At 46.0% G+C, this 16,311-nt stretch carries 16 protein-coding genes and 1 tRNA gene; 8 read left to right on the top strand and 9 right to left on the bottom strand.

Features of this window, described 5'->3' with window-relative positions:
* Positions 1-171: 171 nt before the first annotated feature.
* A complete protein-coding gene (locus BVJ53_RS02840) occupies positions 172-1,386 on the bottom strand; it encodes an ABC transporter permease (RefSeq protein WP_129301052.1) in 1,215 nt (404 codons plus the stop codon).
* On the bottom strand, positions 1,383-2,114 hold the full coding sequence (locus BVJ53_RS02845; RefSeq protein WP_129301053.1) for an ABC transporter ATP-binding protein: 732 nt from the start codon (positions 2,112-2,114) through the stop codon (positions 1,383-1,385). Before BVJ53_RS02845 ends, BVJ53_RS02840 begins: the two co-directional genes overlap by 4 nt.
* A 97-nt stretch (positions 2,115-2,211) precedes the next feature.
* Here BVJ53_RS02845 and BVJ53_RS02850 point away from each other — a divergent pair, with 97 nt between their 5' ends.
* The 3 genes from BVJ53_RS02850 (at position 2,212) to BVJ53_RS02860 (ending at position 4,054) form a co-directional block, all read left to right on the top strand.
* Positions 2,212-2,646 carry an HIT family protein gene (locus BVJ53_RS02850; protein WP_129301054.1) on the top strand — a complete coding sequence of 145 codons (435 nt, stop codon included), beginning with the start codon at positions 2,212-2,214 and terminating at the stop codon, positions 2,644-2,646.
* The gene (locus BVJ53_RS02855) at positions 2,643-3,002 is read left to right on the top strand and encodes a YtxH domain-containing protein (RefSeq protein WP_129301055.1); all 360 of its coding nucleotides are present in this window, start codon (positions 2,643-2,645) and stop codon (positions 3,000-3,002) included. The genes BVJ53_RS02850 and BVJ53_RS02855 overlap by 4 nt, the downstream gene beginning before the upstream one ends.
* Before the next feature lie 146 nt (positions 3,003-3,148).
* The gene (locus tag BVJ53_RS02860; RefSeq protein ID WP_129301056.1) at positions 3,149-4,054 is read left to right on the top strand and encodes a peptidylprolyl isomerase; all 906 of its coding nucleotides are present in this window, start codon (positions 3,149-3,151) and stop codon (positions 4,052-4,054) included.
* Between the two features lie 98 nt (positions 4,055-4,152).
* Here the strand turns inward: BVJ53_RS02860 and BVJ53_RS02865 are convergent, their stop codons facing one another.
* From BVJ53_RS02865 to BVJ53_RS02875, 3 genes are all read right to left on the bottom strand, one after another.
* Positions 4,153-5,121, bottom strand: coding sequence for a 3'-5' exoribonuclease YhaM family protein (locus BVJ53_RS02865; protein WP_129301057.1), 969 nt, complete (start codon positions 5,119-5,121; stop codon positions 4,153-4,155).
* A gap of 191 nt (positions 5,122-5,312) precedes the next feature.
* On the bottom strand, positions 5,313-5,660 hold the full coding sequence (locus BVJ53_RS02870; protein WP_129301058.1) for a YlbF family regulator: 348 nt from the start codon (positions 5,658-5,660) through the stop codon (positions 5,313-5,315).
* A 22-nt stretch (positions 5,661-5,682) separates the two neighbouring features.
* Entirely contained in the window at positions 5,683-7,725 is a 2,043-nt protein-coding gene (locus BVJ53_RS02875; RefSeq protein ID WP_129301059.1) for a PBP1A family penicillin-binding protein, read from the bottom strand.
* 111 nt (positions 7,726-7,836) lie between these two features.
* Here BVJ53_RS02875 and BVJ53_RS02880 point away from each other — a divergent pair, with 111 nt between their 5' ends.
* Positions 7,837-8,667: an RluA family pseudouridine synthase gene (locus BVJ53_RS02880; RefSeq protein WP_129301060.1), complete on the top strand. Its 831-nt coding sequence runs from the start codon at positions 7,837-7,839 to the stop codon at positions 8,665-8,667.
* Positions 8,668-8,768: 101 nt separating this feature from the next.
* On the opposite strand, the gene argR is transcribed toward BVJ53_RS02880, so the two are convergent.
* The 3 genes from argR to BVJ53_RS02895 all read right to left on the bottom strand — a co-directional run bounded on the left by argR (position 8,769) and on the right by BVJ53_RS02895 (position 11,247).
* Positions 8,769-9,224: an arginine repressor gene (gene argR, locus BVJ53_RS02885; protein ID WP_129301061.1), complete on the bottom strand. Its 456-nt coding sequence runs from the start codon at positions 9,222-9,224 to the stop codon at positions 8,769-8,771.
* Positions 9,225-9,273: 49 nt separating this feature from the next.
* On the bottom strand, positions 9,274-10,956 hold the full coding sequence (gene argS, locus BVJ53_RS02890) for an arginine--tRNA ligase (protein ID WP_129301062.1): 1,683 nt from the start codon (positions 10,954-10,956) through the stop codon (positions 9,274-9,276).
* 220 nt (positions 10,957-11,176) lie between these two features.
* Positions 11,177-11,247: transfer RNA gene (locus BVJ53_RS02895), tRNA-Gly, on the bottom strand.
* A 167-nt stretch (positions 11,248-11,414) separates the two neighbouring features.
* Here BVJ53_RS02895 and BVJ53_RS02900 point away from each other — a divergent pair.
* From BVJ53_RS02900 to BVJ53_RS02915, 4 genes are all read left to right on the top strand, one after another.
* Positions 11,415-11,801 carry a hypothetical protein gene (locus BVJ53_RS02900; RefSeq protein ID WP_129301063.1) on the top strand — a complete coding sequence of 129 codons (387 nt, stop codon included), beginning with the start codon at positions 11,415-11,417 and terminating at the stop codon, positions 11,799-11,801.
* Between the two features lie 12 nt (positions 11,802-11,813).
* Positions 11,814-11,996, top strand: coding sequence for a hypothetical protein (locus BVJ53_RS02905; protein WP_129301064.1), 183 nt, complete (start codon positions 11,814-11,816; stop codon positions 11,994-11,996).
* A gap of 129 nt (positions 11,997-12,125) precedes the next feature.
* Entirely contained in the window at positions 12,126-13,067 is a 942-nt protein-coding gene (locus BVJ53_RS02910) for a dihydroorotate oxidase (protein ID WP_129301065.1), read from the top strand.
* A complete protein-coding gene (locus BVJ53_RS02915) occupies positions 13,061-14,881 on the top strand; it encodes a glycerophosphoryl diester phosphodiesterase membrane domain-containing protein (RefSeq protein WP_191983424.1) in 1,821 nt (606 codons plus the stop codon). The genes BVJ53_RS02910 and BVJ53_RS02915 overlap by 7 nt, the downstream gene beginning before the upstream one ends.
* Positions 14,882-15,007: 126 nt before the next feature.
* Here the strand turns inward: BVJ53_RS02915 and BVJ53_RS02920 are convergent, their stop codons facing one another.
* On the bottom strand, positions 15,008-15,691 hold the full coding sequence (locus tag BVJ53_RS02920) for an adaptor protein MecA (protein WP_129301067.1): 684 nt from the start codon (positions 15,689-15,691) through the stop codon (positions 15,008-15,010).
* Positions 15,692-16,311: the final 620 nt, after the last annotated feature.

The following is a 16,311-nucleotide window of genomic DNA, read 5'->3' on the forward strand; positions in this document are numbered from 1 at the left end:
CTAGTCATCAAAAAGACACTCCCAGGCGCTCGTGCGTCCACGTTTCATATTACTAAGTTGCGATTTGCCCGTCAAGACCGATTGCCAATCAAAGCTTTCACGACGAAATACGCAGGCTTTTCATTTTCCACTGAACGTTATGGCTAACTCGGAGCTGTCAACCAATCAGGATTAAACCATGACGCGATGCTGTTTTAAACGCATGCGCGCGTACCAGCGAGTAAACGCCCAGACAAAAAGTCCGCCGCCGATGAAAATTGACCCTGCTGCCACCCATTGCAACCGAATAAGTGTCACAAGCGTAAATGCCAGCACTTCAATCAACAGTAAAACCGTTAACAGCCGCTCAAATGCAGCTGGTTTCTGCTCAGGTCCCACGGGATACAAATGGACAAAAACAATATCATCATACTGATAATAAAACGGTAACAGTTGGAACCCGACCATGTAAAGAAACAAGATAGCAAAGCCCAGTACCAGCCACCATGGCGACAAAACGGCCACAATCACGGCACCGATGACGAGTAAACGCAAATACAAACCAAGATATTCACCGCCGCGTAAAAAGCCGCGTAAATACAAGAATAGCCAAGTCGTTGTCTGTTGTGGCTTGACAAGTTTCAACAAGCCATCCAGATACCGGCGCCGGTGAACGCTGTTGGCCAAGCCAGGCACATCGGTAAAGAGATTGTAAAACCGATACACGCGTCCCATGCGTGCATCTTCCAGGCTGACTAAGGCGGAAAAATTCAAGCGTCCGTGTTCGAGCACTGATTTTAATTGCCACCTAAAAACAAGATTCAAGATAAACGCCACTAAAAGTGTCATGGCAGGATGAACATAAAACCCACCAAACAAGGCAATGAACGCAATGATCAACAGTAAGAGCCGCTGATGATGCCAGCGAATCGGCAAATGATACCGCTGTAAAAACTGCAACCATAAATCAAGGTCCTTGAACAGCCAAAGCGCTAGGAGCAAGGCTATCGTTGCACTGGCCGGATCCTGGCCGAGCTGGGCGAACAAAGGCCACATTGCTAAACCTGTAAATGTCAAAAGGGTGCCAGGCAGGATCATGCTATAACGACGCGCCCTTAACAAGTAAACTTTAAAAGCTTCGGCTTTTGGCAATAGAAAGATTTGATCCGGCGCTTCCGCAAGCGTGGCTAATTGACCAAAGCTAAGAAAACCGGCAAAAATCAGTGCCATCCCTAATGCAAGCCATCCAGACGGTTGCAACGTTTTGACAACTTGACTATATGCATACAACGCCCCGCCAAACAAAATCAGCAAAATCAAAACGAAATGATCATTAAACACCAACCGCAAATATTTTTGCTGTTCTTGCACATGTTGGCGGAGGCGTGTTCGCCATAACTTGATCATGCTTTTTCCTCCGTCATCTTCATGTAAATATCATCCAGACTGCCGTCCTGCAAACCAAATTGTTGCTTCAGGGAGGCCATGTCGCCGGTTGCCCGTACTTTTCCAGATTTGATCAACACAAACTCGTCAGCATACTGCTGGGCGGTTGCCAAAATATGCGTTGACATGAGAACCGATGCACCTTGCTGCTTTTTAGCCGTAACAATGTCCAAAAGATCATGAATGGCCAATGGATCAAGGCCGGTAAACGGTTCGTCGATGATAAACAACTGGGCATGCGTCATAAAAGCGGCCACAATCATCACTTTTTGCTGCATCCCTTTTGAAAATTTAGCCGGGAACCAGTCCAGTTTGTTATCCAGTCGGAACCGCTTCAACATCGCATCGGCTTCGCGCCAGGCCGCGTCTTTATCGAGGTCGTAAGCCATGATCGTCATGTCAAGATGCTCGCGCAGCGTCAACTCGGGATAAAGTACCGGCGTTTCCGGTACATAAGCCAGGCCAGCACGAAAACCGGTTGGATCGGTTTTGAGCGTTTTGCCATCTAAGTCAATCGTGCCGGTTTGGGGCGTCAATAAACCGATAATATGTTTAATAGTTGTCGACTTACCTGCCCCATTAAGGCCAATCAAGCCGACAATTTTGCCTGAAGGTACCGTGAAGCTGACATCTTTGAGAATCGTTAAATTGCCGTAACCGCCAGTGAGTCCATCAATTGTTAAAGTCATCTTACCAGTCCCAATCTGTATAATTTCAGTTAGGGATATGATAGCATGAAATCAAGGTTTCTATTAACAAAAGCGTAAGCAGAAATGAGGCAAGGACATGATTGATTGCATTTTTTGTAAAATTGTTCGCAATGAGATTCCCAACGTTCCGGTTTATGAAGACGATGTTGTGAAGGCATTTTTGGATATCACGCAAGTCACGCCGGGCCATACGCTAATTGTACCTAAGAAACACGTTCCCGATATTTTTGCCTATGATACCGATTTGGCCGCCGCAGTCTTTGAGCGGGTTCCTAAAATTGCCCGAGCGATTAAGGCAAGCAATCCGGCCATCAAAGGCATGAACATTCTGAACAATAACGGCAAAGTTGCTTATCAAAGCGTCTTTCATTCACATATCCACTTGATTCCGCGTTACGGCGATCAAGACGATTTCGGTATGCATTTCGGTGATCACAGCGCTCAATATGACAATGCCAAGCTCGAGGCAGTCGCTGCCAAAATTCGGAACCAGTTGGAGGCACAAGCATGAAATTTCGCCATGGTTTATTGTTAGGCGCAGTTGTCGGCACCCTTTACGGATTATTGACGGCCAAAAAATCCGGCCCACAACGGCAACGCGAAATCGCTGCATATTTCAATGGCATTGCCACGGGCGTCACTCAGGTTCGTCACAGTATTAACCGCCTCAGTCAAACCTTAACAAACCTGTCTGTCGAAGTTGATCAAACGCTCAAGCCGGCCATGAAGGATATTACTAACAGCGTTGAAACGTTCGAATTCGAAACGGCGCCACGCACCGCAGCGATTCAGGAACATGTCGACAAGATCAACGAGGCGGTCAACGAACTCGGCACCAAACCACCGACGTCTACAGATAAACCTTAACCAAAACATTGAAAATGCCATAGACATTTGTCGCCAAGCCGTGACGGATTATTGAAAGTTGTGTGAAGATCGGCGTTTGACGATAAGTTATGGTATAGTAGACGGCAGTGTTAACCGAAACTTTTTAGATTAGGATGTGTGATTGCATGAAAAAATGGATTCTCGGCGTCGTCGGTTTGTTTGTAGCAGTGACCTTAGCAGGCTGTTCAAGCGGTACTGTTGCAAATATGAAAGGTGCCAAGATCACTAAAGATGAGTATTATAACGCCATGAAGAAGACCGCAACCGGTCAAGCGACCTTACGTAATATGATCGTTTTAAAGGCGTTGGAACAACAGTACCCGAACAAAGTATCCGATAAGAAGGTCAACAGCCAGTTCAACAAGCTGAAGAAGCAATATGGTTCTTCATTTGATTCCACGCTTGAACAAAATGGCTACACCGAATCAAGCTTCAAGGATCAGATTCGGACAACGTTATATTCAGAAGTTGCTTTAAGGGCAATGAAGAAGCCGACAACCAAACAGATCGAGGCTCAGTGGAAGAAGTATCAACCCAAGATTCAAGTGCAACATATCTTGGTTAAAACCGAAGATGAAGCTAAGCAGATCATTTCGGACTACCAAAAGGATCCAACCGAAAAGAACTTCGAAGCTTTAGCTAAGAAGAATTCTATCGACACAGGTACCAAGAATAAAGGCGGAAAATTGGCTGCCTTTGACAACACGGATACCAGCTTGGATTCAACCTTCAAGGCAGCGGCCTTTAAGCTCAAAAAAGCTGGTGATATCACGACGACACCGGTTAAGACGCAATATGGTTACCATGTCATTCGTGCCATCTCCATCGGCAAGAAAGGCACTCTGAAGGAGCACAAGAAGGATCTGGAAAACCAGATTTACACTTCATGGCAGAGTGACCCGACTGTGATGAACGATGTCATTGCTAAAGTCCTGAAGAAGGCTAATGTTTCCATCAAGGACAATGACCTTAAGGATGTCCTATCAACCTACCTGAACAGCGGCTCAAGCAGTTCAAGCACTTCCAATTAAAAGCCTGTCTTAAAAAGTACACAAAAAGGCTCGCGCTGACATGGCGCGAGCCTTTTTGTGTACCTTTTGCTTTTTGAAAAGACATTTTGTTATTGAGATCAATGCGGGTCTGGGAACGTCTGACCGTTCGTCGGTCGATAAAAACGCCGGTTATCCATGCCAAAAAGCCGTTCAGTAAATGCACCCGGATCAACGTGTTGGTAGGCGGTCGTCATCATATTGATGGAGGCATCCATTTCATCCAGCTCATGCAGCACCTGCGCCTCCAGTAACTGCGGACGAACCGGTGAGCCATACTCAAGCAATCCGTGATGGGCCAAAACCACATGCCGCAGCAACAACATGTCTTCCGCATTGATGTCAATTTTAAGCTGATGAGCAGCCAGCACGATTTGTTCGTCAATTAAAACAATGTGTCCGATTAAATTCCCGGAAACCGTATAATCCGTCGAAATTGGTCCACTCAATTCGATGGTTTTGCCTAAGTCATGCAAAATAGCGCCAGCATATAACAGACTTTTATTTAGACTCGAATACTGGGCAGTGACATTTTTGGCTAATCGCAAAATACTCAACGTATGAAACGCCAAGCCGCCAGCAAACGCGTGATGATTCGACTTAGCTGCCGGATAACTAAAGAATGCCTTTTTATGATCGTTAATCAGTTTGCGGACGATTCGATTCCAGTTGGCGTTGGTGATCTCAAAAATAAAGCTATTCAGTTCCTCTTCCATGGCATTAGGTGCTTCCGGTGCCCGCTCGACGAAAGTTCTCGGGTCGTTGCCTTCTTCCTGCGTTGCAAGGCGCATTGAGTAAATCTTGATTTGCGGATTACCTTGGTATAGTTCACGTTTCCCGGATAGTTGAACAACCTCACCTGCTTTAAACTGGGCTATATCGTTAGCGGTCGCATCCCAAAACTTTCCAGAAATATGGCCAGAGTTATCCTGGAAAATCATCGCAATAAATTTTTTGCCATTCTTGGCTACTCGAACTTCAGCCGATTTAATCAGCACGGGAAGCCGCACATCTTCTTCATTATGGTAATCAAAAAGCCGTTTTGCCACGGTTGTCACCTTTTCCTTTACTATACAAGCTAACTAAATCATACCGGTGTCAGTACCAAAGTACAAGAAAGGTCTCAGGCGATCGGCATATGCCGCCAAAATAAAAAAGCCCCAGAGAATGTTCTCCGGAACCTTTTTTCTAGTGCAGGTTACTAAACGAATTCAGCCCCTTCACCGACCCAGTTAATGAATCAAGGTTTGCTTTGATAAACATCAACAATTGGCTGGGAAATGATCTTATTCAGTTCGTCCATCATCTGTGACAGCCCTTGTTCCTTGGCCATCAGATTTTGGATCGGTTGGATGTCGCGCATCTTATCACCCAGTGTCTGCAGCGATTTCACTTCTTCATCGGTAAAATCCTGTCCCTTCATTGACTTTTGCTGCATCTCGTATTGTTTTTGCTGAAACTGCTGGAACAAACCGTAAGCAACGCTGTCCAGCTTCAACAGGTCAAAAGCCTTCTTGAGCTCCTGAAATTCCTGAGTGTTCTTGATATCTTCCGCCATCTGATTAGCGGTGTCGTAAATGTTTGCCATACTTTACCTCACCTTTTCGAGCCTATTTGAACCAGCCCTTAATATTATCATACCATTTTCCCACAGTTTGCTTGGCACTGTCTATACCTTTATCGATACCATCTTGAATTCCTTGCCATATATCGTCATCTTTTTCCGGTGTCTGTAAGCTTGCCATTTGTGCGGCATCCTTGGTATCAAAGGGTGTTTGCGGGGTATTAGGCATCAATTTAGACATCTCAAGCTTGAACAACGGTGCCACGCCAGACGTGCTGGTACCTTTCAGAAAATGTTGACTGTCGGTTGCCGGATAACCGATCCATGTTGCATTAACAGTGTCAGGTGTATAGCCAACAACCCACTGATCCTTAGTACCATAGCCCCAACTGCTTGGCACTTCGGTACTGCCGGTTTTCCCGGCAATTGTGTAGCCCGATGGTTTGGCAGTCGAGCCGGTGCCTTCGTTAAACGTGCCGATCATCATGCTGGTCATTTCTTGAGCTACTTTTTTTGAAATAATCTGCCGAGTCGTTGGGTGCGAGTTATCGACCACGGTCTGGCCAGTAGCATCAACAATTTTACGAATAAAATGTGTCGTCGGCAGCTTGCCGCCATTTGCAAATGCCGCGTATGCCCTAGCCAACATCAACGGCGAGACACCATTTTTCAATCCACCGAGGGCGGCAGCCAAATTCTGATCTCCCGGTTTCAGATGAATGCCAAATCTGTCAAGACTGGAGACGCCTTTTTGCACCCCGATTTTATTAAGCAGCCAAACAGCAGGCGCGTTAATCGAATCAGCTAATGCTTTGTACATCGGCACGGTACCCAAATAAATGCCTGTCGCATTGGTTGGCGTGTAATGATTTTTACCGTAACTAAGCTTTTCGTCTTTCAAAAGCGAATCGTAATGGTAGCCATTTTCCAGCGCTGGGGTGTAAACAATCAGCGGCTTGATCGTCGAGCCAGGAGAATTGCGTAACTGTGTGGCATAATTAAATCCTAAAAAGGTATGTTCTCCGCGATTACCTACGACTGCTCGTACGCCGCCAGTCTTGGGATCAAGAACAATTGAAGCTCCCTGTACCTGCTTGCCGTCAGCGGCATTTGGCGGAAACGCCCAATTCTGCTCAAAACTGGTTTGTAGGTTCTGCTGGTAGGTTTGATCTAAATTGGTGTAAATTTTGTATCCTTTGTTAAGGATATCATCAACACTAATGCCTTCACTGCGCGCTTCTTCAATAACCGAATCAAAATAAGACGGATATTTCTGAGCATTATCAGTCGAAAAGGCATCCACGACTTGGACTGGCTGATCTTTTGCCGCGTTGGCCTGCGCCTGTGTCAACTTTTTGTTGTCAACCATAAGTTGTAGCACAACATTACGCCTGGAAATGGCATTGTCCTTATGATCAGCCGGATTATAGTAACTGGGATTGCGCAACATGCCAGCCAAAATTGCGCCTTCACTGGCATGCAATTGGCTAGCGTTCTTACCAAAATACCGCTTAGCCGCGTCCTGGACACCCCAAACACCGTTGCCGAAGTAAGCATTGTTTAGATACATGGTAAGAATATCCTGTTTGGAGTAAACTTTTGTCAGCTGAATCGCCATAAAGAGTTCCTGGGCCTTACGCATAATCGTTTGCTTCTGCGTCAGTAGCGTATTCTTTGCCAGCTGCTGAGTAATTGTGCTACCACCGCCCATGATTTGGCCGTGATGAATGACATAATTGAATGCAGACCGCAGAATCCCCTTAATTGAAAAACCGCCATTAGTATAAAAAGTTCGGTCTTCTGTTGAGATCACGGCATTTTGTACCTGTTTGCTAATGTCACTCAGTTCAACGTAGGTACCTTTTTGACCATACAACGTACCGGCCTCTTCATTGTTATCATCATAAATGACCGTTTTAGTTTGCAAAGTGCTCTTAATATTTTGCACATCAGCGGTTTTGGCTTTATAAGTAAACCAGGCAGAGAAGATCAAAATAACCGTTAATCCGATTAAAATCAGCCAACGAATCACCTGAAATCGGCGAAAAAACCACCGGACGCCCTGCCAGACACGTGCTAAGAACTCCATGTCCGCCCTCCTATTGTGAATCTTATTCATTGTAGCATAGCGAGAATATGTCCAAGATCCAACTGAAGGTTTTTAAGCAAACTTTATGGTCGAAAGAATCGAGGAAAGCTTTTGTTATTTCAAACCACTGCTATTGCCCAAACCCACGCCAGCCTGCGTGAACAACTTCAATCCTGGTTGATTCCTCGCAAACGTCAGCATCAAATGCGTATTGCCCGTTCGATTCAGGTGAACGGCCACTATCGCCATTTTAACGAGTCCATCATCACTGGTGACCGTATCACCATGACCTATGACGAACCGCTGCAGCTTGCTTATGTGCCTGAAACGCCTCACCTCAAGATTTGCTATGAAGACGATGATTTACTCATTGTGGATAAACCTGCAGGCATAAAAACCCACCCGAATCAACCTGGCGAAACCGGGACTTTGATGAATCAAGCTGCAGCTTACTTGGCTCCTTCACCAGCATTGATTACCCATCGCCTAGATATGGCAACTAGCGGGCTTTTGGTGATCGCTAAAAATCCGTTAGCACAAGCGATCATCAATCGGCAACTGGCAACCAGAAGCATGCATCGAGACTATCTGGCTGTGGTTCAACGCGGCATCGCGCAAAAGGGGTGCATTCGCGCGGCGATTGGCCGTGATCCAGAAGACAAACGAAAACGAATGATTCGCCCAGACGGTTTTCCGGCTGTCACCCATTATCGGCGAATCGCAGAAACATCAACAACTGCAACTGTTCTTCTTCAGTTGGAAACCGGCCGTACGCATCAAATCCGCGTTCACCTCGCCAGTATTGGCTATCCAATCATTGGTGATCCTTTATATACAGACCTTAGCAGTGAACCACGTATGCGGCTGCATGCGTATCAGGTTCGTTTAACAAAACCGCTCAGCGATAAGGAAATCACAGTCATCAGCCCAACACCCTTTTAATCATTAGCAGAATAAAAAGACGCCATACCGGTTAACAGACTCATCTAACCGTTATGGCGTCTCTTACAATCACGCTTTCCATTCGCCGAACAACGGCAAGATCAGCGATCAAAGGCATGCCGGTAAGCGTCTTCAAACCACTTTGCCTGTTTTTCATTGGGACTAATAACCACAATGGTGTCATGGCCGGCAATGGTACCGACAACCTGATCAAAATTGATATCATCAATGATGGCAGCTAGCAAATTGCCATTGCTAGGCAATGTCTTGATAACGTTCATAAACTGAACGCGGGTAATGGATAAGCCAACTTCACGGATCGAACGTCCTAAACGTTCGAGCTGTGACTCTGCCGAACCGCGAAAAATGGTATAACGCAGCGTACCAGTTGCGTCTTGTGCCTTGACAATTTTCATTTCGCGAATGTCACGCGAAATGGTGGCCTGGGTAGCATCGATACCTGCCGCTTTTAGGGCTGCTAAAAGCTCTTCCTGTGTGGCAATAGGCTTTTGATTAATAATTCGTGCCAACGCTGCCTGTCGTTCATTTTTGTTCATCCCACTACCTCCACCAAACTGCTGTCGTTAGTTGCGATGATTTGACAAACTACATTTCTTTCGGCGCTGCAACACCGAGCAAATGTAAAGCATTCTCCAAAACTTGCGTGGTCGCTGCAACCATAGCCAATCGCGCCGGTAATTCACTGTCTTCAACCAACACCTTAAAGTTCGCATAATATTTATTGAAAGCTTTGGCCAAACGCAACGCATACTTGGCAATCACGGAAGGCTCGTATTCATTTGCAGCCCGAACAACGATGCTCGGATAGTCGCCCAAAGCACGCAAAATGTCCCACGCCGCCGGATCGTTTAACGCCACTTCTGGCGCTGGTGCAATTTTTGCCTTTCGCAAAATGCTATGCGCTCTGGCATTGGTATACTGAACATAAGGCCCGGTTTCGCCTTCAAATCGCACGACTTCTTCTAAATTGAAGTCAAAATTGTCTAGGCGTTCATTTTTCAAATCATGAAAAATAACGGCCCCGACACCCACTTCTTGTGCCACAACGTCGGCGTTCGGTAACTCTGGATGCTTTTCTGCAATTTGCTTCTTAGCGAGCCCGACCGCATCTTGTAAAACCTTCTCCAGTAAAATAATATTGCCGCGCCGAGTTGACAATTTCTTCCCGTTTGCTGTAATTAACCCGAACGGAATGTGGTGGATATCGTTGGCCCACTCATAACCCATCTCCAGCAAGACTGCTTTTAATTGCTGAAAATGCTCGCGTTGCTCATTACCAACGACATACAGACTCTGAACAAAATGATAATGATTTTTGCGGAAAATAGCCGCCGCTAAATCACGAGTCATATAAAGTGTCGCCCCGTCTGATTTCTTGATCAACGCTGGATTGAGGTTGTATTTACTTAAATCAACAATCTCGGCGCCTTGACTGGTTTTGAGCAAATGCTTGCTTTCAAGTGTTTTGACGACACTAGCCATCTTGTCGTTATAAAATGCTTCCCCGTTGTACGAATCAAAATCCACTCCAAGAATCTTGTAGATCCGATTGAACTCGGCTAGAGAAACCCTACGGAACCATCGCCATAGTTTCACGGCCTCCTCATCACCGTCTTCTAGACGCTTGAACCAAGCACGTGCTTCGTCTTCTAATGATGGATCCACTTCTGCCATTTCGTGAAATTTAACATAGTAATTAAGCAGATTTTTGATAGGATCAGCTTTAACCGCTGCCTCTGAGCCCCATTTATTGTAAGCCACAATCAACTTACCGAATTGTGTGCCCCAGTCTCCAAGATGATTGATTTTGATCGGGGTATAGCCAACCTTGCCTAAAATATTGGCAAGGGCATTGCCGATAACCGTTGAACGAAGATGGCCCATCGACATTGGTTTCGCAATGTTTGGACTACTCATGTCGATCGGTACATTGCCCTGACCTAACTTGACGTCTCCATAATGTTGACCTTCTGTGGCAATTTCCTGCAGAACTTCGTGGGCAAAGCTGATTTTGTCCAGATAAAAATTGACATATCCACCAACCGCTTTGACCTGTTCAAACGGAGTTGCATCAATTTGGGAGACCAAATCAGCTGCAATCATTTTAGGTGAACGGTGAAGAATTTTTGCTAATGAAAAAGTTGGAAACGCGTAGTCTCCTAATTCGGATGATTTCGGTGTTTCGACGAGTAAGTCAATCGTTGCGTCATCCAACTCGCCTTCCAAAGCCGGTTTTAGGGCACTCACAACAAGTTTTTTAAAATCCATAAGCTCCTCCTCATTTGATGATGCCACGAAAAAAAGGCCCATCTCTCCCTTATCGAAGAGACGAGCCTTCACCCGCGGTACCACTCTACTTGACATACGTCCACTCAAAGCACTGATCCTCGAAAGCGCGCCGTCTGGTCTGACGTGATCGTTTGCACTAGCCGATCTCACTGTTAAAACGCCGATTGACCTGACATCCTCTTTCTCTTCGGATCTATACAGCGGTCGACGAGAATCGAACTCGCGACACCAGCTTGGGAAGCTGGAGTTTTACCACTAAACTACGACCGCAAATCAACGCATATAAGTGTATCACGGCGCTGCGAATTTGCAAAGCCGCAACTGAGCTTTTTTTCTATGATTTTAATGAGAAAACATTTTAAAAATGAGTGCCGGTAATTTGGTTGTTAATCTTTCTCACCGTGTTATAATAATGGGAAAGAAGAGGAGTGGTCAAGATGGCAAAAACGGGACGCCACTATTATTTTGTGGCGCGCAACGAGAAAACCAAAACTGGTTATCGCATTAGTTTCCCTAATATCCCTAATGCTGAGGCAGTCGGGACAACGTATGAAGAAACCGTTTATTATTCATATCGGGTCTTGGCTGATTTCTTAAGCCATCTGCCAAAAAAAGAAGCCGAGATCCGCGCCTACACACTATCAGATATTCCAGATACTGTTTCAAGTAACGTTTTCTACTCGTTAGTGAGTGTCACGCCAGACTTTGGTCCCCACAAAATGGAGACACACTTTACCTTACCGCAAACGCCGCCAGACGATATTCGTCAAAAAGCCGCCAAGCTTGCGGGTCTGGTGACCCCAAACGACAATGTTGCTCTGTAGGCCGCTGATAAGATGCAAACTTTTCAAATGATCTTGTTGGCAATCTTTGTCATCGGTGTTCTGGCGGCTGTTGTCGGTTTATTGAGTTGGTTGGTGCTGATGCTTAGGCGTCGTCCTCCAGAACGCGCTCGTCGTTTGACGTTGGTGAGTGCGGCGATTGCTTTAGTTGCTTTGATTTTGAACGCTTTCACTTAATGATTAACGCTCTGGATGCTGTCTTTTTCGCGGCGTCAGGGCGTTTTTGCTTGACTGGCGAGCTGGCGACTGGTTTCTCACGCTTTTCTATGCTTAAATAGGAACAGCAAACATTGAAGGAGTGGGCTTATGACTGATCTGCATACAAGTATTGATAAGTTTCAGTTTAACAACGTGTTTATGAATGCAAGTGGCGTACGCTGCTATACCAAAGACGAACTCGATGAACTGGCGCAAAGCGATGCTGGAACTTTGGTGACTAAGAGCGCGACACAGACAAAGCGGCTTGGCAATCCCAGCCCGCGATATGCCCCCTTAGAACTAGGATCGATTAACTCTATGGGACTACCTAACGAAGGCCTCGAGTATTATTTGGACTATGCGTTGGATTTTCAAAAAGCCCATCCTGAGAAGCCGATTTTTCTTTCAGTTGCCGGACTTTCTATGGAAGAAAATCTAGCGATGGCCCACACCATCGAAAATTCAGATTTTAACGGTTTGGTTGAGTTCAATTTAAGCTGCCCAAATGTTCCCGGCAAGCCACAGACCGGTTACGACTTTGACCGGACGCAGGAAGTTTTGACTAATCTTTTTGACTTCTTTACCAAACCGGCTGGCGTTAAGCTGCCTCCTTATTTCGACCTTGCTCAATTCGACCAAATGGCAACGATCCTCAATCAGTTCCCGCTTAAATTTGTCAACTCGATTAACAGCCTCGGCAATGGCTTAATGATTGATCCAGAAACCGACACGGCGTTGATTAAGCCTAAAGGTGGCTTTGGCGGAATCGGCGGTGCTTACGCCAAACCAATCGCACTTGCCAACGTCCGCGCATTTGCTCAGCGTCTCGACCCTAAGATTCAACTAATCGGAACCGGCGGCGTGACCAACGGCAGGGACGCTTATGATTTGATCCTGGCCGGTGCAAGTCTTGTCCAAGTCGGTACCCTTCTCCAAGAAGAAGGCACAGTTGCCTTTACACGGCTTACCCGCGAGTTACGTGCCGTCATGCAAACTAAGGGCTACAATGCCATTAGTGACTTCAGGGGTCAATTAAAAGTCTTATCATGAACGAGAAAATCAGAGTATGGACTTATTTTAAGCACAACACCAAAGACTTTGCGCATCACTGGGGAGCCTATTTTTTACTCATTGGTGTGACGAATTTAGTGGTCGGCCTCGCGATCATCCCGCTGCTGACTTTCGGTGCGCGCCAAGTCTTGCGCTTAGGAAAAGTACCTTACATCACGCGGACGAATTTGGGCCAGATTGTCACAGCCAAGCCAGGAACGGCATTCCTGTTACTGCTAATTGGCTTGTTATTGCTACTTTTTGTTTACTGGCAATTTGCTTTTTTGTTATTGGGTATTCAGAATATTCATCGTCAGACGCGTTTAAGCTTTTGGCAAATAGCCAGTGCCACTGTTCATAAAACTCGGCGGCTGACGCTAACAACGATTGTGACACTGATAGCTTATTTCGGGTTGGTTTTTCCTTTCTCGAGTATTGTCTTTAATACCAGTTTATTGGCAAAGCTGACAATTCCTGATTTCATCATCGATTATATTTTTAATCGTTGGTATTTAACCGTTTTGATCGTCGTACTTTATTTATTGGGCACTTGGCTGGCTATCCGCCTATTGCCGTTATTACCTGCCTTGATTCTCGGTGACGACCAACCGCATGCAGCAGTGATGCGCAGTTGGCGGGCAACACGTGGTCAGGCATGGCGAACACTGTGGGCGGTTTTGCTCATCATCATCCCGACGCTGATCCTTTCAATCTTACTAGTAGCTGCCCTATATGCGTTTCAAACCTATTTAGACCAGCAATGGCAGCAATGGTCGCTGATCGGCGCTACCATCAACCTCGGTCTTTTACAAGCTATTCTATTTTTGCTCATGGTATTTTTCACTGTGATGCTTTATCAGCTGGCGACTTCACAAGCGGAAGCCTTTCACTTGATTGCCAATCAGGATCACAGTTTCCAAACTCCAAAACGGCCGCGCACATTGTTTTTCAGAATTGGCGCGTTGACATTAATCATGATGGTTATCAGCGGTACGAGTCTGTTTTACCATGAGTACCTCACCGGAGCACTAACAACGCAACCACTCACGATCTCCCACCGCGGAGTTGATGATGGAAACGGTGTCCAAAATACGATTCCGGCACTGCTGGCAACAGCAAAGGAAAAACCGGATTATGTCGAAATAGATCTTCACGAAACCAAAGACCATCAGTTTGTTGTCATGCATGATGAAAACCTGAAAGTCTTAACGGGCAAAGATGCCACGCCTCATCAATTAACCTTGGCTGAAATCACACAACTGACCGCGCGCGAAAACGGCCATGCTGCAAAAGTCGCGAGTTTCGACCAGTATTTAACTGCGGCCGAACAGGTTCATCAAAAGCTGTTGGTGGAGATTAAAACCACGCCGCATGACAGCCTGCAAATGATGGATCGGTTTATTCAGCGTTATGCTAAACGATTATTAGCCAATCGCGATCAAGTTCATTCATTGGATTATCACGTGGTCAAAACGTTACGCGAACGAGTCCCGGCACTCAAGACATTCTTTATTTTACCGTATACGCTGGTTTTTCCAGAAACGACGGCAAGCGGCTATACTTTGGAAGCAACGACACTTTCAACCACCGTCACGGATCAAGCCCACGCCCATCACCAAGCGGTTTATGCGTGGACCGTTAACGACTCAGACGATATGCAGAAAATGGCCTTTATGGATGCAGATGGCATCATTACCGATCAATTAGGGACGTTAAAGGCCAAATTACGTGAAATCAATGACCATCCTAGTTACGCAGAGCAGCTCCTGAATTACCTGAATGGTTATTCGATCGAGGATAATGCACCATTTTAAGCCATTGATTTTCTTGTGGGTTTGCTGCCAAACATAGATAAAAAGAAGGCCTGCCCCATTTTCAGTTTGAAAATGGAGCGAGCCTTCTTTTTCGATGATTGACAAGATTCAATTGTGTAACTTATTTTATTTAAAGTAGTATCGCGCCGTTTCCAACGCGCTGGTTTCCATCAACCGCTTGCCATACTCTGACAAAACTGCAGAAGACAATGGCGAGCGATCGCCAAATTCCAGAGCAACTGCCATCTCGTCATGTGCTTCGTTAGAAGAAATCTCATTGGGATAGAACGTTAATACGAGGTAATAATTTTGCTTATACCGGTAAAGGTCGCTTTTGCCGCCTTCTAAACGTAGCGTATCCGCGAGACTAATAAAATCTTCAAAGTCCTTTAATTTCAAAACGAGTTCGGTTTGCGGAGCTTTCTTAGCATCAATATAACCACCTTCGTCGACTGCCTGTTGATCGTGTTGATCGTTAGCGTCTAAGCCCTGCAATTGCTGACGAATATAATCCGGTACTTGGGTATCCGTACTGTCATCATCAGAACCGGTGTCGCTATCATCATTCTTTTGACCATTCTTACTGATCAACAATTCGAGCCCGGATTGACTTGGCATGACCTGAAACGTCACGGCCTCGTTTGTGGCAAACGTATGGTCTTTATCGACTTCATCGAGGATGCTGTAAAAGAAGCTCTCAATCTGTTTGTGATTGCCAAGCAGATCCAAAACCGTAATTCCCCGCTGCGCTAGATCATCGTTACCTAACATGACCCGGATCGTATTTGCATTAATCCGTTCCATTTCCATGATTGCTGCACCTCACTTTAGTCACGGAACCCTGACTTCTGTGGTTCATCACATGACCACTTACTACATTATAGCAGATTTACTGCGTCAAGGCATTCTAACGCACGCAAACGCTATGATCAAGTCAAGAGCGTGAACTGGCGCGCTTAGAAGTCGGAGTATAAGTGGCCTTAGGCGTGATGGCCTGAACTTGGCCATTGCGTCTAAGGTCCTTAGACGCAGACTTCTGCGCCAGTGAACGCGTTTAAGCCAGAGCGTGAACTGGCGCGCTTAGAAGTCGGAGTATAAGTGGCCTTAGGCGTGATGGCCCGAACTTGGCCATTGCGTCTAAGGTCCTTAGACGCAGACTTCTGCGCCAGTGAACGCGTTTAAGCCAGAGCGTGAACTGGCGCGCTTAGAAGTCGGAGTATAAGTGGCCTTAAGCGTGATGGCCCGAACTTGGCGATTGCGTCTAAGGCCACTTATACGTAGACTTCTGCGCCAGTGAACGCGTTTCGGAGCCGGATTGCCCAAGTAAACACGCCTTCAAAACCACGCCCTCTCCTGAAATTTGCGCTCCCAACTGAACCAAAAAAATGTCCCAACACTTTTGCAACGTGTCGAGACAATTTTGCTATATG

It is taken from the genome of Lacticaseibacillus chiayiensis, from assembly GCF_004123795.1.
Classification (GTDB): domain Bacteria; phylum Bacillota; class Bacilli; order Lactobacillales; family Lactobacillaceae; genus Lacticaseibacillus; species Lacticaseibacillus chiayiensis.